General features: G+C 57.4%; 25 protein-coding genes and 1 riboswitch. Of the genes, 14 read left to right on the forward strand and 11 right to left on the reverse strand.

From position 1 onward, the window contains the following. Positions 1–78: 78 nt before the first annotated feature. Together ACUXAC_RS04950 and ACUXAC_RS04955 are read left to right on the forward strand one after the other, a co-directional pair. On the forward strand, positions 79–1020 hold the full coding sequence (locus ACUXAC_RS04950; RefSeq protein ID WP_084827682.1) for a pirin family protein: 942 nt from the start codon (positions 79–81) through the stop codon (positions 1018–1020). A 433-nt stretch (positions 1021–1453) separates the two neighbouring features. Then, positions 1454–1801 carry a DUF1304 domain-containing protein gene (locus tag ACUXAC_RS04955; RefSeq protein ID WP_225529049.1) on the forward strand — a complete coding sequence of 116 codons (348 nt, stop codon included), beginning with the start codon at positions 1454–1456 and terminating at the stop codon, positions 1799–1801. Positions 1802–1822: 21 nt separating this feature from the next. Here the strand turns inward: ACUXAC_RS04955 and ACUXAC_RS04960 are convergent, their stop codons facing one another. Continuing rightward, complete coding sequence (locus ACUXAC_RS04960; RefSeq protein WP_004927697.1) at positions 1823–2209, reverse strand: helix-turn-helix domain-containing protein; 387 nt, start codon at positions 2207–2209, stop codon at positions 1823–1825. Positions 2210–2656: 447 nt separating this feature from the next. Continuing rightward, entirely contained in the window at positions 2657–2869 is a 213-nt protein-coding gene (locus ACUXAC_RS04965; RefSeq protein ID WP_004927694.1) for a YccJ family protein, read from the reverse strand. A gap of 183 nt (positions 2870–3052) precedes the next feature. Between ACUXAC_RS04965 and ACUXAC_RS04970 the strand changes: the two genes are divergently transcribed. Beyond that, positions 3053–3292, forward strand: coding sequence for a DUF2766 family protein (locus ACUXAC_RS04970; protein WP_025303170.1), 240 nt, complete (start codon positions 3053–3055; stop codon positions 3290–3292). Positions 3293–3332: 40 nt separating this feature from the next. Here the strand turns inward: ACUXAC_RS04970 and ACUXAC_RS04975 are convergent, their stop codons facing one another. Continuing rightward, positions 3333–3566, reverse strand: a complete 234-nt coding sequence (locus ACUXAC_RS04975; protein WP_387441396.1) for a YobH family protein — start codon at positions 3564–3566, stop codon at positions 3333–3335. Between the two features lie 161 nt (positions 3567–3727). Between ACUXAC_RS04975 and ACUXAC_RS04980 the strand changes: the two genes are divergently transcribed. Both ACUXAC_RS04980 and ACUXAC_RS04985 read left to right on the forward strand, forming a co-directional pair. Beyond that, entirely contained in the window at positions 3728–3886 is a 159-nt protein-coding gene (locus ACUXAC_RS04980; protein WP_004927688.1) for a PhoP/PhoQ regulator MgrB, read from the forward strand. An 81-nt stretch (positions 3887–3967) separates the two neighbouring features. Then, on the forward strand, positions 3968–4246 hold the full coding sequence (locus tag ACUXAC_RS04985; protein ID WP_060423990.1) for a YebO family protein: 279 nt from the start codon (positions 3968–3970) through the stop codon (positions 4244–4246). A gap of 39 nt (positions 4247–4285) precedes the next feature. Here the strand turns inward: ACUXAC_RS04985 and fos are convergent, their stop codons facing one another. After that, the gene (gene fos / locus ACUXAC_RS04990) at positions 4286–4693 is read right to left on the reverse strand and encodes a fosfomycin resistance glutathione transferase (RefSeq protein ID WP_038877053.1); all 408 of its coding nucleotides are present in this window, start codon (positions 4691–4693) and stop codon (positions 4286–4288) included. Between the two features lie 170 nt (positions 4694–4863). Here fos and ACUXAC_RS04995 point away from each other — a divergent pair, with 170 nt between their 5' ends. From ACUXAC_RS04995 to ACUXAC_RS05005, 3 genes are all read left to right on the forward strand, one after another. Next, positions 4864–5166: a phage protein NinX family protein gene (locus ACUXAC_RS04995; protein ID WP_038877055.1), complete on the forward strand. Its 303-nt coding sequence runs from the start codon at positions 4864–4866 to the stop codon at positions 5164–5166. 74 nt (positions 5167–5240) lie between these two features. Then, on the forward strand, positions 5241–5477 hold the full coding sequence (locus ACUXAC_RS05000) for a DUF4060 family protein (RefSeq protein ID WP_004927680.1): 237 nt from the start codon (positions 5241–5243) through the stop codon (positions 5475–5477). 175 nt (positions 5478–5652) lie between these two features. Next, positions 5653–7014: an amino acid permease gene (locus tag ACUXAC_RS05005; protein ID WP_038877059.1), complete on the forward strand. Its 1362-nt coding sequence runs from the start codon at positions 5653–5655 to the stop codon at positions 7012–7014. A 47-nt stretch (positions 7015–7061) separates the two neighbouring features. Here the strand turns inward: ACUXAC_RS05005 and ACUXAC_RS05010 are convergent, their stop codons facing one another. Continuing rightward, on the reverse strand, positions 7062–7352 hold the full coding sequence (locus ACUXAC_RS05010) for a hypothetical protein (RefSeq protein WP_044031054.1): 291 nt from the start codon (positions 7350–7352) through the stop codon (positions 7062–7064). Positions 7353–7574: 222 nt separating this feature from the next. Between ACUXAC_RS05010 and ACUXAC_RS05015 the strand changes: the two genes are divergently transcribed. The 4 genes from ACUXAC_RS05015 to cspE all read left to right on the forward strand — a co-directional run bounded on the left by ACUXAC_RS05015 (position 7575) and on the right by cspE (position 9659). Beyond that, positions 7575–8609, forward strand: coding sequence for an MBL fold metallo-hydrolase (locus ACUXAC_RS05015; protein WP_060423987.1), 1035 nt, complete (start codon positions 7575–7577; stop codon positions 8607–8609). A 446-nt stretch (positions 8610–9055) separates the two neighbouring features. Further along, complete coding sequence (locus ACUXAC_RS05020; RefSeq protein ID WP_154618193.1) at positions 9056–9223, forward strand: hypothetical protein; 168 nt, start codon at positions 9056–9058, stop codon at positions 9221–9223. 68 nt (positions 9224–9291) lie between these two features. Beyond that, a complete protein-coding gene (locus tag ACUXAC_RS05025; protein ID WP_002211058.1) occupies positions 9292–9408 on the forward strand; it encodes a DUF2627 domain-containing protein in 117 nt (38 codons plus the stop codon). A gap of 41 nt (positions 9409–9449) precedes the next feature. Beyond that, entirely contained in the window at positions 9450–9659 is a 210-nt protein-coding gene (cspE, locus tag ACUXAC_RS05030; protein ID WP_002221949.1) for a transcription antiterminator/RNA stability regulator CspE, read from the forward strand. A 52-nt stretch (positions 9660–9711) separates the two neighbouring features. Here the strand turns inward: cspE and pgeF are convergent, their stop codons facing one another. Then, positions 9712–10428 (reverse strand): peptidoglycan editing factor PgeF, encoded by a 717-nt coding sequence (gene pgeF, locus ACUXAC_RS05035; protein WP_060423984.1) that lies wholly within the window; start codon positions 10426–10428, stop codon positions 9712–9714. Positions 10429–10590: 162 nt separating this feature from the next. Here pgeF and rlmA point away from each other — a divergent pair, with 162 nt between their 5' ends. Then, positions 10591–11409, forward strand: a complete 819-nt coding sequence (gene rlmA / locus ACUXAC_RS05040; protein ID WP_084827685.1) for a 23S rRNA (guanine(745)-N(1))-methyltransferase — start codon at positions 10591–10593, stop codon at positions 11407–11409. Between the two features lie 64 nt (positions 11410–11473). On the opposite strand, the gene mntP is transcribed toward rlmA, so the two are convergent. The 5 genes from mntP to manX all read right to left on the reverse strand — a co-directional run bounded on the left by mntP (position 11474) and on the right by manX (position 15643). Continuing rightward, positions 11474–12043 carry a manganese efflux pump MntP gene (gene mntP, locus ACUXAC_RS05045; protein ID WP_004927615.1) on the reverse strand — a complete coding sequence of 190 codons (570 nt, stop codon included), beginning with the start codon at positions 12041–12043 and terminating at the stop codon, positions 11474–11476. A gap of 11 nt (positions 12044–12054) precedes the next feature. Further along, positions 12055–12238, reverse strand: a riboswitch (yybP-ykoY riboswitch). A gap of 218 nt (positions 12239–12456) precedes the next feature. Continuing rightward, on the reverse strand, positions 12457–12915 hold the full coding sequence (locus tag ACUXAC_RS05050; RefSeq protein ID WP_421114970.1) for a DUF986 family protein: 459 nt from the start codon (positions 12913–12915) through the stop codon (positions 12457–12459). A 54-nt stretch (positions 12916–12969) separates the two neighbouring features. After that, complete coding sequence (locus tag ACUXAC_RS05055; RefSeq protein ID WP_033634889.1) at positions 12970–13812, reverse strand: PTS mannose transporter subunit IID; 843 nt, start codon at positions 13810–13812, stop codon at positions 12970–12972. Positions 13813–13827: 15 nt separating this feature from the next. After that, positions 13828–14628, reverse strand: coding sequence for a PTS mannose/fructose/sorbose transporter subunit IIC (locus tag ACUXAC_RS05060; protein WP_033634888.1), 801 nt, complete (start codon positions 14626–14628; stop codon positions 13828–13830). A gap of 55 nt (positions 14629–14683) precedes the next feature. Next, positions 14684–15643: a PTS mannose transporter subunit IIAB gene (gene manX / locus ACUXAC_RS05065; RefSeq protein ID WP_033654424.1), complete on the reverse strand. Its 960-nt coding sequence runs from the start codon at positions 15641–15643 to the stop codon at positions 14684–14686. Positions 15644–16205: 562 nt separating this feature from the next. Here manX and ACUXAC_RS05070 point away from each other — a divergent pair. After that, positions 16206–17750, forward strand: a complete 1545-nt coding sequence (locus tag ACUXAC_RS05070; protein WP_049195011.1) for a TerC family protein — start codon at positions 16206–16208, stop codon at positions 17748–17750. The last annotated feature ends 9 nt before the right edge of the window (positions 17751–17759 follow it).

The raw sequence follows: 17759 nt of genomic DNA on the forward strand, positions 1-17759 counted from the left end.
TCTGTGAGGTGAGCTGTCCTGTGTTAAGCTGGGACGGTTATCCCTTGGCGAATCGGCGCCATTCAGGAGGTCTTTGCGATGAGTCAGTCCCGTCCTACGCTCTCTTCACCCTCACGCGAGTGCCCCGTCGTTGACGGCGTGCGCCAGATCCAGCGTATTGCCGTGCGTAACGCCGAAGTGGGGGGCATTCCGATCAACCGCGCGCTGCCAACCCGGGAAAGGCGCACCGTCGGTGCCTGGTGCTTTCTCGATCACGCCGGGCCGACGGTATTCAACGGTACCTCGCCCGGCATGGATGTGGGGCCGCATCCGCACATCGGTCTGCAAACGTTCACCTGGATGATCGAAGGCGAAGTGCTGCACCGCGACAGCCTCGGCAGCGAGCAGGTGATCCGTCCGGGCCAGGTCAATCTGATGACCGCTGGGCACGGGATCGCACATACTGAACAGTCGGTGGGCGAACCGAGGCGATTGCATGCCGCACAATTATGGATAGCGTTGCCGGCCGAACATGCCGACATGGCACCGCGTTTCGATCATTATCCCGACTTGCCGCAGTGGCAGAATAACGGCGTGAATCACCGTTTGCTGGTCGGCGAATTTGACGCTTATCGTTCGCCGGTATTTACCCTTTCGCCATTAATCGCCATAGATATGGAATGGCAGGAAGCGGCGACGGTGCAATTGCCGCTGCGCGATGACTATGAAATCGGCTTCTTGCCCCTGATGGGAGAATTCGAACTTAATGGTGAAACCTTTTCACCTGACGAGTTTGCCTATTTGGGTATGAAGAATAACTCTATCGAGTTAAATGCACAGAAAGGCAGCCGGGGATTATTAATTGGCGGCGCGCCGTTAAACGAAGAGATTCTTATCTGGTGGAATTTCGTTGGCCATACCAAGGCTGAAATTACTCGGGCCCAGCATGATTGGGAACAAGGGGCGCCGCGTTTTCCGCCGGTGAGCGGTTATTCCGGCGAGCGGATGACCGCGCCGCGCCTGCCCTGGGGCGATGTTTGATAGCGTTAGGATATAATCGCCGCGATTATTCGGCTTATTTCGCTCTAATAAGGCGAAATTACTGTGATCGCGGCTCCAGCTTTACCACAGAATAAGGTTTATCGGCAGAACAGTGATCTGGCGCATATAATGACAATGAGAAGAAGTTTAGGATAATCCTCAGGAAGTCAGGTTGTCTCCCGTTAGTCAGATGTCAGTGAGGTCATTATGAGCCAGGTACTCTATCGTGCAAGACTGTCCCATGTCGTGATTGCCACGGCGCTGTTTTGGGTCTCTGTCGCGGCATTGTTGGTCGCCGTATTAAACTAACCTCAAAAAATGACTCCTGCATAAACCCGCTTCGGCGGGTTTTTTTATCGCCGTTGTCTGGCGATAGAGGCTACGCGATTATACTTAATGACATCTTCAATAAGCGATAGGGACACTCATGAAGCTGTTTGCCGATATTTTGCTGTTGCTCATCGCGGTGCTCCATCTTTATATCCTGGTGCTGGAAATGTTCCTGTGGCGTGCGCCGCTCGGCAGACGCGCCTTCGGTACAACGGCGGAGTTTGCCGCGGCCACGCGGGTATTGGCCGCCAATCAGGGGCTGTACAACGGTTTTCTGGCGCTGGGGCTGGCATGGGGCTACTGGCGTGAGGACATGGCGCTGCAGCTGTTCTTTCTCGGGTGCGTGTTGGCGGCCGGGGTGTTCGGCGGGCTGACCGCCAGCCGCAAGATCCTGTGGGTGCAGGCGCTGCCGGCCTTGATCGCGATGCTGGCGGTATGGGGGGCGCGTTAACCCGCCGGTTTACGGCGGGCGTCAGGCGGATTTTTGGTGAATGACGTGCAACGGCGGGTCGATGTGCAGATCGACGCTCAAATCCTGACGGAAATCATAAGGCGTGATATTAAAACGCTTTCTGAACATGTAGGTGAAGTGGGACTGTGAGCCGAAGCCAAAGTCCAGGGCGATATCGAAGATCGACGCTTCACTGCTGCGCAGTTGGTAAACCGCGCCGGCCAGACGGCGTTCGCGAATGTATTTGCCCAGCGAAATCCCTGTCGCTTCTTTGAACAGCTTCTGCATGTGCCACAGCGAGTAGCCGGAGTACTCGGCCAGCTCTTCGAGATGGATCACTCGTCCAAGGTGAGTTTCGACCCATTTGCTGAGGGCGCAGACCAATGAGAGATGGTGTTCTTGTATCATCAGTGCGTCAGTGTGAGATCTACATAGCGGTGAAGTATACACAACTTGCCGCCGCGGACAAAAACGCCGCCGGTGACGGGGGGCAATTATTCGGAAAAACCGTTCAACCACAGCTTGTCAGTAGAAAGGAAAAACGGCTAATCTGAGACTGTCGCCGCCGCGGTGGGTGACGCGGAAAAGGCCACAGCAAGTAACCGCCAAAACAGAGTCAGCCGTAACAACTCAACGTTGATGGGGTGATCGCATGTTAATGACAGTGATTATTACTCTGGTTGTAATCGTGGGCGTCGGCGCTTTTATGGCGATGCCGGTGATGAGCATGAAAAATGCGGAAGGTGTGGGAGGTGAAGAACCGTGAGAGCAAGAGACATTGCACGCCGCTGAGCGGGACGATCGCGAATCGGGAAAGCCTGGGTCAGAAACCCGGGCTTTTTGTTGCGTAGCCGCTCAAACGTTTTTCCGCTCGACGGTTTCCTCTCCCCAATAAAGCTGATCGGCGGTGGTTTTGGCAAAGGCCTTCTCCAACGCTTCGTCGCTGCCTTCTTCCCAGATCTTCTGTGCCAACACTTCGTCGTTCCCTGCCAGTTCAAAAATAGCTTCGGCGATTTCCACCGAAGTTTCACGCACTGTCGCCCAGGATTTCACATTGTGATTCGCCATAACTTTCTCCTGTTGGTTGTGGCTTACGGGTGGTTTTTGCCACCGTCATGCTGCAAGTATAGGCTAATCCGCCGCGGGCTTTTGCCCGGCGGTGCGCAGAAGGGGGAAAAAGGCGGGGAGAGCGGGCAATGGTGCAGGCGGCGTGCTATTCTGTGCGGCGTTTGAATCAAGAGGAAAATTATTATGTCTGACATGCTGAGCAACGAGCAGGAACTGGCTTCCGATCTGGTCGCTTGCCAACTGGTCATCAAACAGATTCTGGACGTTATCGACGTGATTGCGCCTACCGAAGTGCGTGACAAGATGGCGGGTCAGCTTAAAAGCATCGATTTCTCCACGCATCCTGCAGGCGCCGATCCGGTGACTCGCCGCGCGATTGACAAGGCGATTGCGCTGATCGAGATGAAGTTCACCCGCAGCTGAGGCGGGGCCGCCGCAGGGCGGCGGCGTCGGGCGGTGGCGGTTAATCCACCACCGTTTCGATTTTCTTGAACAGCGGGCAGTCGGCTACGCCGATGAAACCGTTGTCGCCATTGACGTACTGGGCGATCGACACGTTGCGCGCCGTCAGGTATTTGCACTGCAATCCCAACCCGCCAACGTTTTTGTTGCTGCCTATCAGCACGCCGTAACCCGAGATCAAAAAGCCGCCGTAAATGACCGCCAACACCAGTACCCACTTAATCAATCTGCTCATTGTGCTTCCTCATTGTCCCTGAGGGCCCATCTAGCCACGACAACGGCATGACGGCAAGGGTAACAGTCTGAAAACCGGGCGATAGCCAGAAATCTAAACGACAAGTTAAACTTCGTTTAACTTCGCTGTGATAACATGCGCGATAGATTACCCGGATAACAATGAGGCTGCTAAATTTGTTGCGAAAAAAAATCCTCGTGATAATGACGGCCGTCGCTGCCTGCCTGTTTTTCTACCTGTTGGCGCTGGACAGTTATTGCGACGATGGCGGAAACTTTGCGCTGGGCATCTGCTCGGTAACGCGCTTCGTGCCCTGGTAAGCAATTTTTGGCAGGGATGTTCGCACGGCCGCCGCGAGTGTTAAGATGGCGGCCTGAATGTCGCAGTAGATAGGGTTGTCCATGTACGATTTAGGTTTTGGCCAGAACGGCCTGTTGTCGCTGGCCCTCGCCGCCGTGGCGTTGCTGGTTGGGCTGTGGGTTTGGTTTCTGGTGAACCGCGCCAGCGTGCGCGCCAACGAGCAGATTCGTCTGCTGCAGGAGATTGCCGAGCAACAACGCCAACAAACGGCGCTGTTGAAACGCCTAGCGCACCGTGCACGCGCTGATGGCGGCGATGCTGCTGACGACGACGATCTCAGCCCCGCGCTGGATTTCAAAGGTTTTATCCCCGAACGTTAAGCATGATGCTCCGGCCGGCGGCAGCGCCGCCGGGGCGCCTCAGTAAAACACCATGCCCTGATACGGTTTTTCCCGGCATGCCGCCAGGCGGCTGGCCAGATCGCCGGCATGGATCTCCAACTGGTGCCCGTCAGGATCGAGAAAATAGAGCGATTCGCCTTCGCTGCGATTGCTCTTCCACTCTTTGACGCCGTTCTGGCGCAGCCGCTCGCTGACCTGCTCAATGTGTTCCGGCGCTACGCTGAAGGCGTAATGGGTGTAATCGCGCGCGCTTTGTTGCGCCCGGGCCTCATCCCGCGACAGACACAGCCACAACGCCCCCAACGAGAGATAAGCGCCGCCCTGCCAGCGGGCGTGCGGGGTAAACCCCAACAGATGACGATAAAATTCGAAGCTGCGATCGAGATCGCTGACGGCGAGCGTCAGGTGATTGAGGCCGGTCAACATGCATGCATTTCCTGGGCGCTGAACAGAGGGAAAAGTTTACGCAGGCGCTAAGGAAAGATAAAGGGGGCAAAGCATTAGTAGAGATAATGTGAAAACCGGCGGCGCTGTCATAAAACTGTCGTACAGACATCGTAATGTAGCGCGAACCTTACGAAAGATGGATAAAGCCGATGATTAAATGGTACGAAGAAAGCGATGCCGAAGTGAACCGCAGCATCGCGCTGCTGACCGGGGAGAACCCGGACAAGTGGTATCCCTACGGTGGTGTGAAAGGTAAAGATTACTGCAAGAATCCCTCCGATGCCTGGCCGATCATTTGCGCCAACAAAATCAGTCTGAACCCCGATAACCAAAGCGACAGCCCGCAATGGCAGGCGCGCATGAGCACCCAGGGCGGTGAATGGCAGGCGGACAGCGTCAGCCCGCTGCGCGCGGCGATGATCTGCTTCCTGATGAGCCGGCAGGCTAACTGATTCGAACAATACCGGTGATTGGTAAGAGTTTCTCCTTTTTCTAATAACAGAGCTGTCGTTGGCGGAGGCTGTTTATGAAGCGCATTATCAAAGGTGATAAAAACTTGTCTCATCTGGTGATTGCCCATGCGGCGATCGATCGTCATGCCGAAAGCTTCGGCCAGCGCCGTCAGGGCTGGCCCTCGACCTACCTGATAAAATATCAAAACGATCGCGTGGCGGTGGAAGTGGTCACGCGTAGCCAATCTTATGTCGCCACGCTGATGATCGGCGCGCGCAACCTGACCAAACTGTGCGGAATGCCCGGCTAAACGCCGCTCTTATCCGCTTTCTCACGGTAAAAAAATCGCGCTCCGGCCCGCCGTCTCGGGGCGCTTCTCCTTGATGCTCACGGGGTTAAGTGTTAAAAAGCCGCCCGCAGATACATTTATTGATTGGTGAAATCTTGGCCGATAACGGCAAGGGTGTACGCCATATGAGGATAAGATGGGCGGTCAGCATCAGGACACTCCGCTAAAACGCGGTTTAAAAAACAGACACATACAGCTTATTGCCCTCGGGGGCGCCATCGGTACCGGTTTATTTCTCGGCATTGCGCAAACCATTAAAATGGCCGGCCCCGCCGTGCTGTTGGGCTACGCCATCGGCGGTTTTATCGCGTTTTTAATCATGCGCCAGCTGGGCGAAATGGTGGTGGAGGAGCCGGTCGCCGGATCTTTCAGCCACTTTGCCTATAAATATTGGGGCGACTTCGCCGGCTTCCTTTCCGGCTGGAACTACTGGGCAATGTTCATTCTGGTCGGCATGGCGGAATTGACCGCCGTCGGCATCTACATTCAGTACTGGTGGCCGGAAATCCCCACCTGGGCCTCCGCCGCGCTGTTTTTCGTGCTGATCAACCTGATTAATCTGGTGAACGTGCGTCTGTACGGCGAAACCGAGTTCTGGTTCGCCATCATCAAAGTGGTGGCGATTGTCGGCATGATCGTGTTCGGCGCCTGGCTGTTGGTCAGTGGCAACGGCGGGCCACAGGCCAGCATCACCAACCTGTGGCAGCAGGGCGGCTTTATGCCGCATGGCTTCTCCGGGCTGGTGATGGCGATGGCGGTCATCATGTTCTCGTTCGGCGGGCTGGAAATGGTCGGCATCACCGCGGCGGAAGCCGCCGATCCGCGCCGCAGCATTCCCAAAGCCACCAATCAGGTGGTGTACCGCATTCTGATCTTCTATATCGGCTCGCTGACCGTGCTGCTGTCGCTCTATCCGTGGGGGCAAGTGGTGGAGGGCGGTAGCCCGTTCGTACTGATCTTCCATGCGCTGAACAGCAATCTGGTGGCGACCGTGCTCAACGTGGTGGTGTTGACCGCCGCGCTGTCGGTCTACAACAGCGGCGTTTACGCCAACAGCCGCATGCTGTTCGGGCTGGCCAGCCAGGGCAATGCGCCGCAGGCGCTGACGCGCGTGAATAAACGCGGCGTGCCGGTATTGTCCATCGCGCTGTCGGCGTTGATTACCTCGATTGGCGTGCTGATCAACTACCTGATGCCCGGCAAGGCGTTTGAGCTGCTGATGGCGCTGGTGGTGTCAACGTTGGTGATAAACTGGGTGATGATTTGCCTGGCGCACCTGAAATTCCGCGCCGCCAAGAATCGCCAGGGCGTCATCCCCAGCTTTAAGGCGCTGTGGTATCCGTTCGGCAACTACCTGTGCCTGGCGTTCCTCGGCCTGATTCTGGTGATTATGTATTTCAGCGAAGGGATCCGCATTTCGGTGTTGCTGATGCCGGTGTGGATTGCGGTGCTGTGGTGCGGGTTTATGCTGACGCGCCGTAAAGGCGCCAAGCGCTAATCGGTATGCGGCGGAGGCGTAGTCTGCGCCTCCGCTTCTTTTCTACGTCAGCCGCGCGGCATAAAGGCGCGCCCCTCACCGTGACCCCGCCCCAGCAGTTTCCGGCACAGCAGCAGCAGGGTGCTGATCACGTCGATGGCGACCACGCTGAGCATCAGCAGGGTCAGCATGAAAAACCCGAGCAGCGAACCGCCCAGCAGAACCAGTGGCGCCGGTACGCGCAGACGGCGCAGCTTCATGGCGAAATACATTTTCCAGTATTGCTTCTGCGCCAGCAGCGCGCTGCGAATACGGCGCCCCAGGCCGATGCCTGATTTGCGGGATGTAGAACGACTCATAACTTCTCCTTTTCTGTATGCTCTACAAGTCAATCACAAAGATCTTAAGAGAGTCTTAACGGGCTCTTGGCGGCCCTGGCTGTCTCACCGGAGTGAGACAACAGCATACGGCAAAAGGTCCCGCAATGCAGCGCACGGCTGACGAAGTGCGAGTCTCGTCGGGTTTGTTACACTGAAAGTCACGCCCATGCAGGGGGCGCAGCGGTCAGGAGAAGGGGCTGGATGAAGAGAATCAATCGTTATTACGACGCGGCCAAGGCGCATCACACGCCGGAGGGATTTCGCAACCCGGAACCCTCTCAGCGCCAGGAGGGCGACCTGCAGCGTTGGCAGGATGAGCGCAAGCGGCAGGGGCTACCCAGGCCGCCGCAGCAGGGCTACGCGCAATTTACCGAACGCTGGTGGCAACCCGCCGATCTCAGCGGCAGCGATGACAGCATCTGGTGGCTGGGGCATGCATCCATGCTATTGCGGCTGGGTGGCCGCTATATCCTGATCGACCCGGTGTTGTCCGAACGCGCCTCGCCGCTGAGCTTCTACGGGCCGAAGCGCAGAACGCCGGCGCCGCTGACGGTGGAGCAATTGCCGGCGGTGGATGCGGTGCTGATCTCCCATAATCATTATGACCATCTCGACAGGCGCACGGTGCGGCAGCTGGCGCGGCGCTTCCCACAGGCCGAGTTTATCGTGCCGCTCGGCTTGAAGCGTTGGTTCCGCCGTTATCGGCTGAAGGTGCATGAGCTGGACTGGTGGCAGAGCCTGTCGTTAGGTGGGCTGACGGTCTATGCCACGCCGGCGCGGCACTGGAGCATGCGCACGTTGTGGGATCGCAATCGCTCGCTGTGGTGCGGTTGGGTAATCCATCATCCGGCGCTGCGGTTCTATTTTTCCGGCGACAGCGGCTATTCGGCGCGGTTGGCGGAAATCGGTCAACGGTTGGGCCCGTTCGACGTGGCGGCACTGCCCATTGGCGCCTATGCGCCGCGCTGGTTCATGCAGGAGCAACATATGGATCCGCAGCAGTCGGTGGCGCTGTATCGCGAGCTGAATCAGCCGCGAGCCATTCCCATCCATTGGGGGGTATTCGAACTGGCGGATGAATCGCTGGACGAACCGCCGCAGCAACTGAACCTGGCGCTGAGCGAGGCGGGGCTGGAACAGCATCAATTCCATCCGCTGAAGATTGGCGAGCGCATCGCGTTGCAGGACTCGCAGCAGGCGTTGTCTATCCGCCCGGTGGTAGAGAGGAAAGAATAAGATCAACGGTTTGAAAGCGTGGCAGTAATTAGCAAAATTGATAAGTGCGGGGTGGGATTCAAATAACCACCCGATTTTCCGGATTTAATTCAATGCCGCACTTTCGCTATTCATAAGGTTATTCCGGTTATTCAGATTTAGGGTTTTCGGATTATTTAGGATGAAGCCACCGGCCAGCGGGGGAGGCGTCAGGACGTTGCATGCTTATGCAGCCGTTGGTCGGCGTGTCAGCGCGGTTGCCGGCTCTCGTCACGCTCTGGCGCATGCCGTGCGGTGACAGGGATGAAGGCCGATGGTGAATGCGCTTTCCGACGGCAAAGGGGCGGAGGAGCATTGAATAAATTGGCCCCCGTTCATCGATATTCAAATGTTGCATATGACATTCCATAAAGATTCAAATTTTTTAACGCTATAAGCGACGAAAAAGCGAAAACGTCGAGAAGGAGATGCGTCAAAACGATGAAAGTTTTGTTAAAACGCTATCAGAATGCGGGGTCTGGCGCAGCCAGTTTGGCAAGCAGAAAATAGCCGATGCTTCAACATCTTTTGGCCTATTTAAGCAAATGTGGCTCTCGACCGTTTCAAATATGTGCGACATGTCGTTCAGTGATTAAAAATGGCTTGCCATCGCATACAGAGTATGTGATAACGCATCTGGGTAAAACGAGGTACAGTTCTGTATATGTGTGGCATTTTCAGTAAAGAAGTTCTGAGTAAAGACGTTAGCGTTGAATACCGCTTCTCTGCCGATCCTTATCTTAGTGCCTCAAGCAGTAACGACTCTAGTTTGTCTATGTAACGCCCTCGGGCGGTTTAAACAATCCAAAGGAAATACTCAAGATGGCAAAGATCAAAGGTCAAGTTAAGTGGTTCAACGAGTCTAAAGGTTTCGGTTTCATCACCCCGGCTGACGGCAGCAAAGACGTGTTCGTACACTTCTCTGCAATCCAGGGTAACGGCTTCAAAACCCTGGCTGAAGGCCAGAACGTTGAGTTCGAAATCCAAGATGGCCAGAAAGGCCCATCTGCAGTAAACGTTACTGCTATCTAATCAGCGTCAGCTGTACAAAAAGCCCGCCTTCGAGCGGGCTTTTTCGTTTCCGTCATCCGGCGGCGATGATGATGCCGGCGTACTGGTTGCGGCCTTTGATCCCCGGATGCGTCGGATCCTGCGCGCGCCGGTGGCTGTTGCGGCGATAGCTGGTGTATTTGAAGCGCTGTGGCCGCTGTGGGTCGACGTCCGGCGTGCAGATGGTGCAGCTGCCTGCGCGGTCAACGGCGGCGAAGCCGAGCGCCGCCAGCTTGTATTCGGCAATCGCGGCCAGATCCAGATGCCGGTAATGTGGGCTGATCAGCGTGGCGGGCAGCGGCAGGCGCTGTTTAAAATTTTCCACCAGCGCTTCATCGACTTCGTAGCAGCACGGGCCGGCGGCAGGGCCGATAGAGGCCACCCAATCGGCGGTGTCGCCGTCCTGGCGAATGCGCGCTGCCATCTGTTCCAGAATGCCGTCCAGTAGCCCGCGCCAGCCGGCATGAACCGCGGCGATGGCGCCCCCGTCGCGGCGGCTGAACAGCACCGGCAGACAGTCCGCCGTCAGTACGCTGAGCAGAATGCCGGGCTGGCGGGTATAGAAACCATCGGCCTCGCCGCACGCCTGCGCCGGTTGCAGCACGTCGACGATACGGGTGCCGTGCACCTGCTTCTTTTCCGGTAGCGTGGCGCTGTAGGGCAGCAGATGCCCGGGCAGCAGCGCGAGTTTGCTGCCGAAGCCGTGCTGAATGTGGGGCACCGCATCGAGCAGCGCGGAACGATCGCTCATAAGTTATTTTCACCTGCGTGAGAAAACAGACTCTCAGTGTAGCCAGCTTTTTCCCCGCTTGACCAGGCGTTGTTGGCGGCGAAAGCGAGCGGGGATGCGCCTTGCATCGAGCCGACGCCTTCTTTAGACTAGCCGCGCCCTGTCTTTCTGGAAGCCCATTTCATGTCTTATCAATGCCCTCTGTGTCATCAACCGCTGCATTTTTCATCGCAACACTGGCGTTGCGACGGCAATCATCAGTTCGATCAAGCCAAAGAAGGCTACGTCAATCTGCTGCCGGTGCAGCACAAACGATCGAAGCAGCCGGGAGACAGCGCGGAAATGATGCAGGCACGGCGCGCGTTTCTCGACGGCGGTTATTATCAACCGCTGCAGCAGCAGGTGGCCGAGTGGCTGGATTTGGCGCTGGCGGCCGATGCAGGCGCGTTGTTGGACATAGGCTGTGGGGAAGGGTATTACACCGCCGCCGTGGCCGCACGGCTGGCGCAGGCGCGCAATATGGCGGTCTATGGGCTGGACGTCGCCAAGGTAGCGATCCGCTACGCCGCCAAACGTTATCCTGCGGTCTCGTTCTGCGTCGCCTCCAGCCACCGTCTGCCGTTCGCCGACGCGGCGTTGGATGCGGTCTTGCGCATTTATGCGCCTTGCAAGGCAGAGGAGCTGGCGCGGGTGGTGAAGCCGGGCGGTGTGGTGGTGACGGTTTCGCCGGGCCCGCGTCATCTGTACCAGCTGAAAGAGCAGGTCTACCAGCAGGTGCAGCTGCATGCCGAGCAGGACGAACAGTTCGACGGTTTCGAGTGCGAGCGTAAAGAGGCGTTGGCCTATACGATGACCCTGCCGGGCGCGCAGGCCGCCAACCTGCTGCAGATGACACCGTTCGCCTGGCGTGCTACGCCGGAGGTGCAGCAGCGACTGGCGCATGGCGGCGAGTTCGTGTGCGAAACGGATTTCGCGCTGGCGCTGTACAGACGCCGCGCTTAACAGGCGCACTGAGCCCAGAAACAAAAAAACCTGCCGCGGCAGGTTTTTTTGCAGAGTGAGCGCCTCAGGCCAGGTAGCCGAGGTGCTCCAGCAGAATGTTGACGCCGATACCGATCAGCACCACGCCGCCGAGGATCTCGGCGCGTTTGCCCAGCAGCGGGCCGATAAAGCGGCCAATCATCATGCCCAGCGTCGCCATGATCATGGTGGCGCAGCCGATGGCCATGGCGGTATGCACGATATTCACCTGCAGGAAGGCCAGGCCGACGCCGATAGCCATCGCGTCGAGGCTGGTGGCGATAGCGGTGGCCACCAAGATCCAGAAGCCGTGGCGTTTGACCTTCTCTTCCTCATCGGGCCTGTTGCGCACCCCTTCGACGATCATGCGCATGCCGAGAATGAACAGCAGAGAGAAGGCGACCCAGTGGTCCCATTCCATGATGTATTGGCTGGCGAACAGACCGATGGCCCAACCGATGAGCGGGGTGATCGCTTCGACCACGCCGAAGATCAGGCCGGTGCGGATCGCTTCGCGGAAACGGGGTTGATGCAGGCTGGCACCTTTGCCGATCGACGCGGCGAAAGCATCCATGGACATGCCAAAAGCGAGAATGAGTGTTGCTGAAAGGTTCATGTGAAATAGCCTCGGCCGGGTGGCTCCATATACACGTAACCCACCCCCAACCAAACGACGGAGTTACGTGTCTATGGTCTCGCCAACCTTACCTGGCTGCCCGCACCACGTTTCATACGGCGAAACGAGTATGTTGATACGGGCGTTTCTGGCGTTTTATTCTCCAGAAACCGGCTACTCCCCAATGACGGCGCAACCATACCATATTATTTCCGCCACCGACAACATTATTCTAGAATAATGTTTGTTCTTAATTGAGACTCGTTTTCATTAATCTAAGTTCATGCGGGAATATAATGTAGACGTGGGTAACAATGTTGCAGAAATAATAGTCAGAAAAGAAATGGCGCTGCCGATTAATTATCCATAAGCAGCGCAGGGTTTGAGCAGTAACGGAGAGGGTTTTTCTTTATTTATTGATTATCAACGAAAAAATGATAAATCTTCTCCAGGTCGTCCAGGTGCGTTACCTGAACCAACAACCTGCGCTGTTCCAGGTCGACGGCCAGGATGCCGTCCTCCGATAAATTCATGGCTTTAATGCGGTTATATTCGATAAACACATTGGCGAAGAAAAAACCTTGCGCTTTAAACACCATCTTGGGGGCGCGAATATAAGAGATATAGATCGCGAGCAGCGCCAAAGAAATAAGCAAATAGGTGGTTAATACCGCACCGTTGGTGGTGACGTTGCGGTAAATCAGAATGGCGATCAGGCCGACGAAAATCAGGCTGTCGAGGCGATGGCGGCGTTTGAGCGCCACTTTCAGCCGCGTTTTACCTTTCAGCAGGTCCATGCCGAATTCGTCGTACAGCGAATACAGCAACAGCAGGGCGATAAACAGCATCAGTACGGCGTCGGTCAGTGACATCTCTTGCTCCACACATAAAAAAGCCGGGGGTTGCCCCCCGGCCGATTCGAACGATTACAGGCCCAGCAGGCCAATCCAATAGCCAAAGATGCCGATGACGAAGAAGCCGATGATGATCCACAGCGCATTGACTTTTTTGCGCAGCAGCCACATACAGGCGAAGGTCAGCAGCAACGGCACCAGGCCCGGCATCAGCTGGTCGAGGATGGTCTGCACCGTGGTGACGTTGGTATGCCCGGTCTGGTCGGTGATCTTGGACACCACCAGCGGGATATTCACGTGCGTCCACTTGTTGACCAAGGCGCCCATAACAAACAGGCCGAGAATGGACGCCCCTTCCGTCAGTTTTTGCAGGAAGCCGCCGCCCATGTCGTTGACGATATCCACCCCTTTACGGTAACCGTAGGCCACGCCGTAGTAGCGGGTCAGCAGGCGCACCAGGTTGAACAGCACGAAGAACAGGATCGGCCCGAGCAGGCTGCCACTCATGGCGATGCCGGCGCCGAGCGCGGCGAACACCGGCCGCACGGTGCCCCAGAAAATCGGGTCACCGACGCCCGCCAATGGCCCCATCAGACCGACCTTGATGCCGTTGATCGCACCGTCGTCGATCGGCGCGCCGTTGGCGCGTTGCTCTTCCATCGCCATGGTCACGCCGAGCACCGGCGCCGCCACGTAAGGGTGGGTGTTGAAGAACTCGAGGTGGCGCTTGATCGCCTGTTTGCGATCGTCATTGTTTTCCGGATACAGGCGACGGATCACCGGTACCATCGAGAAGCAAAAACCCAGCGCCTGCATGCGCTCGAAGTTCCACGACCCCTGGAACAGGTTGGAGCGCAGGAATACGCCGCGAATATCGGCCGGCGTGAGTTTCTTTTGAGCAGTTGTATCAACCATTTCTCTCACCTATTCCTAGTCGAGTTCGTTATCAAGATCGTTTGCATTAGCCGGGCCGGCCTGGACAACCTGAGACTTGTTGTATTTCGGGCTGAGCTGGATATACAGCACGGCCATCACCACGCCGATGACGCCGAGCGCCACCAGATTGAAGTTGGTGAAGGCGGCGGTCACAAAACCAAGGTAGAAGAATGGCATCAGGTAGCCGGCGCGCATCATGTTAATCACCATCGCGTAACCGACCACCACGATCATGCCGCCGGCGATGTTCAGGCCGCTGGTGACCACTTCCGGGATCGAGTTGAGCAGGGCGTGTACCCCGGCGGTGCCAACCGAGATGGCGACGATGACCGCCGGAATGGCGATACGCATCGCCTGCAGCAGCAGGGCACCGATGTGGATCCAGGTGATGGCCCGCAGGCTGCCGCGCTCCGCCGCGCTGTCCGCCGCGTGCTGGAAGGCCACGGTGAGGGTACGTACGATGATGGTCAACACCTGGCCGGCCGCCGCCAGCGGAATGGCCAGGGCGATACCGGCGCCGACGCTTTGCCCGCCGGCGATGACCAGAATGGTCGAGATGATGGACGCCAGGGCGGCATCCGGCGCGACAGCCGCACCGATGTTCATCCAGCCCAGGGCGATCATTTCCAGCGTACCGCCGATAATGATGCCGGTTTTCATATCGCCGAGAATGAAGCCGATCAGGGTACAGGCGACCAGCGGACGGTGGAACTGAAACTCGTCGAGGACGGAACCCATCCCGGCGATACAGGCAACGATAAATATCAGCACAATCTGAAGAGTGGTGATCTCCATTGCACTTCTCCTATGACCAAAAAGCTCTGAGTAAAATAATCAGCGGCTGGCGCCACTAATTGAGTTTGTTAATCAGGTCCATCATTTTTAGCCGGCTGTCGGACGAGACCTTACGCACCTCCAGCTCGATACCGCGATCGTTCAGTTTCTTAAACGCTTCGATATCTTTTTCATCGACGGAAACGGCGTTGTTCACCTGGGTTTTCCCCTGGCGGAACGCCATGCCGCCGATATTGACGGATTGAATATCCACGCCGCCTTCCACCAGACGCAAGACGTCGGTCGGGTTGGTAAACAGCAGCATTACGCGGTCGTTGGCGTACTTCGGGTTGTTCCAGACGCGGATCGCCTTCGCCACGTCCACCACGTGAGCGGTGACGCCCGGCGGGGCGACCTGGGTCAGCAGGGTTTTGCGCACATGGTCGGCGGCGACTTCATCGCTGACGACGATAATGCGGCTGACGTTGGTTTCTTTGGTCCAGCGGGTGGCGACCTGGCCGTGAATCAAACGGTCATCGATGCGCGCCAGGCCGATTTTCATGTGGTCGTTCGGCCCCAGCGGCGCCTGAGGGGCAGCGGCTTTGGCGACGGGTGCTGCGGGTTTTGCGGGTTCTTCCTGCGGTTTTTTCAGCGCTTTCACGCCTTCGCGGCCGGTTTCCAACGCCAGCGCCACCAGTTCATCGAAGGCGGGGTTGTCGTCCCGCGCCATGAAGGTTTCCACCAGCATCGGAATGTTGACCCCGGTGACGACCTCATAGTTTTCTTTGTCGACCGCAATGCGGCTGGCGGCGTTGAACGGGCTGCCGCCCCAGGTATCCACCAGGAACAGCACGCCGCCGCTGGTATCCAACCCACTGATTTTTTCGTTGTACTTGACGATTAACGTTTCGGCATTCTCACCGGGAACGAAGTCTATAAAGGCGACGTTGTCCTGCTCGCCCAATAGCATCTCCGCCGTTTTCAGCAGTTGTTCCGCTGCAGCCCCGTGTGTGCCGATGATAATAGCTATTGCCACTCGCTACCTCCTCGTTGAACTCCAGGCGCGGTTTGTGTCGTTTCTCCGCGCCATCTTGGCAGTCACTTCCGCGGTTCAGATACATTATGGTAGAAAAAAAGAAACGCACGCCTAACATTTCTCACGCAGTTTCAAACGCCTGTGCGTGATGCTTCACGAACGCGACATTTATTTTAGTGAGTGAAAAAATATTTTTTGTGACGCTGCTCCGTTATTGAATGCTCGGAGAAATCTTAGCTGTCGCAGATGATACGGCGCGGCGCCATGCTAAACCGCCGTTGAAAAAGCCGCTTTGTCCCCCAGAAAAATCCTGATACAGTAATTTCCTCTTTCATCACTAAGGAGTGAAGGGCCTCAGCCCTCCCTATGGACTGTCACCGAAGTTACTGTTTTACCAGGTTTCACCCGCCACCTGCTGGCGTTGCATATGCTGTTCGGCCCTTCGGCCATCTCCCGGTAACCCCATCCCGTCACTTTGCTATTGTCGACTGCGCCCATGCAGCGGCGGCATCGTCACGTCTGAGCGGCGTGCGCGCATTCCCACTTTTCTCTGGAGTCTGATATGGAATTTTTAATGGACCCCTCTATTTGGGCGGGGTTGCTTACGCTGGTGGTGCTGGAAATCGTGCTGGGCATCGACAACCTGGTGTTCATCGCCATTTTGGCCGACAAGCTGCCGCCGAAGCAGCGCGATAAGGCGCGCATCATTGGCCTGTCGCTGGCGTTGCTGATGCGTTTGGGCCTGCTGTCGGTGATCTCCTGGATGGTAACCCTGACTACGCCGCTGTTCAGCGTCGGCGATTTCAGCTTCTCCGGCCGCGATTTGATCCTGCTGTTCGGCGGGGTGTTCCTGCTGTTCAAGGCGACCATGGAGCTGCACGAACGGCTGGAAGGGCAGACGCACCAGGACGGCGCCAACCGCGGTTACGCCAAGTTCTGGGCGGTGGTGGTGCAGATCGTGATCCTTGACGCGGTGTTTTCGCTCGATGCGGTGATTACCGCCGTGGGTATGGTGAACGATCTGCCGGTGATGATGGCGGCGGTGGTGATCGCGATGGCGGTGATGCTGTTGGCGTCGAAGCCGTTGACCAACTTCGTCAACGCGCACCCGACCATCGTGGTGCTGTGCCTGAGTTTCCTGTTGATGATTGGCCTTAGCCTGATCGCCGAAGGCTTCGGTTTGCACATTCCTAAAGGCTACCTGTATGCCGCTATCGGCTTCTCGATCCTGATTGAATTGTTCAACCAGATCGCGCGTCGCAACTTCATCAAGCATCAAGCGCGTCGCCCGATGCGCGAGCGCACCGCGGAAGCGATCATGCGCCTGATGGGGCAGCAGCGTACACAGCAGACGGACGATGCGGTCGCCTTGCCGAGGGATGAAACCTTTGCGGCGGAAGAGCGCTATATGATCAGCGGCGTGTTGACGCTGGCCTCGCGTTCATTGCGTAGCGTGATGACGCCGCGCACCGACATTTCCTGGGTCGACTGCGAGCGCTCCCGCGAGGAGGTACGCGCACAGCTGCTGGATACGCCGCACAGCCTGTTCCCGGTGTGTCGTGATTCGGTGGATGAGATTGTCGGCGTGGTACGCGCCAAGGATCTGCTGGTGGCGCTGGAGCAGGGTGAAGACATCGCCGAGTTCGCCGCCCGCACGCCGCCGATCGTGGTGCCGGAAACCATGGACGTCATCAAGCTGCTGGCGGTGCTGCGTCGCGCCAAAGGGCGTCTGGTGGTGGTCACCAATGAGTTCGGCGTCGTGCAGGGGCTGGTGACGCCGCTGGACGTGCTGGAAGCGATTGCCGGTGAATTCCCGGACGAGGACGAAACGCCGGACATCGTGGCGGAAGGCGACGGCTGGCTGGTGAAGGGCGGAACCGATCTGCACTCGCTGGAACAGGCGCTGGCCTGCGATGATCTGGTCAGCCCCACCGCCGACTACGCCACCCTGGCGGGGCTGCTGTTGGCCCACTACGGGCAGATGCCGGTGGCGGGAGATACCATCGAGCTGAACCACCTGCGTTTCGATATCGTTGAGGTGTCCGAATACCGTATCGAACTGGTGCGCGTTACCCGCGTCGCCCTGGACGATCCGGCGCACGCGTAACCCTCCCGC

It is taken from the genome of Serratia sp. 121840015-1 (assembly GCF_053627655.1).

Excerpts from the sequence above, each read along its gene's own strand:
- fos (WP_038877053.1), bottom strand. The coding sequence starts at position 4,693 with ATGTTGACCGGCCTCAATCACCTGACGCTCGCCGTCAGCGATCTCGAT.
- ACUXAC_RS05000 (WP_004927680.1), top strand. The coding sequence starts at position 5,241 with ATGAAGCGCATTATCAAAGGTGATAAAAACTTGTCTCATCTGGTGATT.
- rlmA (WP_084827685.1), top strand. The coding sequence starts at position 10,591 with ATGTCTTATCAATGCCCTCTGTGTCATCAACCGCTGCATTTTTCATCG.
- ACUXAC_RS04970 (WP_025303170.1), top strand. The coding sequence starts at position 3,053 with ATGTCTGACATGCTGAGCAACGAGCAGGAACTGGCTTCCGATCTGGTC.
- ACUXAC_RS04960 (WP_004927697.1), bottom strand. The coding sequence starts at position 2,209 with ATGATACAAGAACACCATCTCTCATTGGTCTGCGCCCTCAGCAAATGG.
- ACUXAC_RS05060 (WP_033634888.1), bottom strand. The coding sequence starts at position 14,628 with ATGGAGATCACCACTCTTCAGATTGTGCTGATATTTATCGTTGCCTGT.
- ACUXAC_RS04965 (WP_004927694.1), bottom strand. The coding sequence starts at position 2,869 with ATGGCGAATCACAATGTGAAATCCTGGGCGACAGTGCGTGAAACTTCG.
- ACUXAC_RS05050 (WP_421114970.1), bottom strand. The coding sequence starts at position 12,915 with ATGTCACTGACCGACGCCGTACTGATGCTGTTTATCGCCCTGCTGTTG.
- pgeF (WP_060423984.1), bottom strand. The coding sequence starts at position 10,428 with ATGAGCGATCGTTCCGCGCTGCTCGATGCGGTGCCCCACATTCAGCAC.
- ACUXAC_RS05010 (WP_044031054.1), bottom strand. The coding sequence starts at position 7,352 with ATGAGTCGTTCTACATCCCGCAAATCAGGCATCGGCCTGGGGCGCCGT.
- ACUXAC_RS04995 (WP_038877055.1), top strand. The coding sequence starts at position 4,864 with ATGATTAAATGGTACGAAGAAAGCGATGCCGAAGTGAACCGCAGCATC.
- mntP (WP_004927615.1), bottom strand. The coding sequence starts at position 12,043 with ATGAACCTTTCAGCAACACTCATTCTCGCTTTTGGCATGTCCATGGAT.
- ACUXAC_RS04950 (WP_084827682.1), top strand. The coding sequence starts at position 79 with ATGAGTCAGTCCCGTCCTACGCTCTCTTCACCCTCACGCGAGTGCCCC.
- ACUXAC_RS05015 (WP_060423987.1), top strand. The coding sequence starts at position 7,575 with ATGAAGAGAATCAATCGTTATTACGACGCGGCCAAGGCGCATCACACG.
- ACUXAC_RS04975 (WP_387441396.1), bottom strand. The coding sequence starts at position 3,566 with ATGAGCAGATTGATTAAGTGGGTACTGGTGTTGGCGGTCATTTACGGC.
- ACUXAC_RS05025 (WP_002211058.1), top strand. The coding sequence starts at position 9,292 with ATGTGTGGCATTTTCAGTAAAGAAGTTCTGAGTAAAGACGTTAGCGTT.
- ACUXAC_RS05055 (WP_033634889.1), bottom strand. The coding sequence starts at position 13,812 with ATGGTTGATACAACTGCTCAAAAGAAACTCACGCCGGCCGATATTCGC.
- ACUXAC_RS04980 (WP_004927688.1), top strand. The coding sequence starts at position 3,728 with ATGAGGCTGCTAAATTTGTTGCGAAAAAAAATCCTCGTGATAATGACG.
- cspE (WP_002221949.1), top strand. The coding sequence starts at position 9,450 with ATGGCAAAGATCAAAGGTCAAGTTAAGTGGTTCAACGAGTCTAAAGGT.
- ACUXAC_RS04985 (WP_060423990.1), top strand. The coding sequence starts at position 3,968 with ATGTACGATTTAGGTTTTGGCCAGAACGGCCTGTTGTCGCTGGCCCTC.
- ACUXAC_RS05005 (WP_038877059.1), top strand. The coding sequence starts at position 5,653 with ATGGGCGGTCAGCATCAGGACACTCCGCTAAAACGCGGTTTAAAAAAC.
- ACUXAC_RS05070 (WP_049195011.1), top strand. The coding sequence starts at position 16,206 with ATGGAATTTTTAATGGACCCCTCTATTTGGGCGGGGTTGCTTACGCTG.
- ACUXAC_RS05020 (WP_154618193.1), top strand. The coding sequence starts at position 9,056 with ATGCGTCAAAACGATGAAAGTTTTGTTAAAACGCTATCAGAATGCGGG.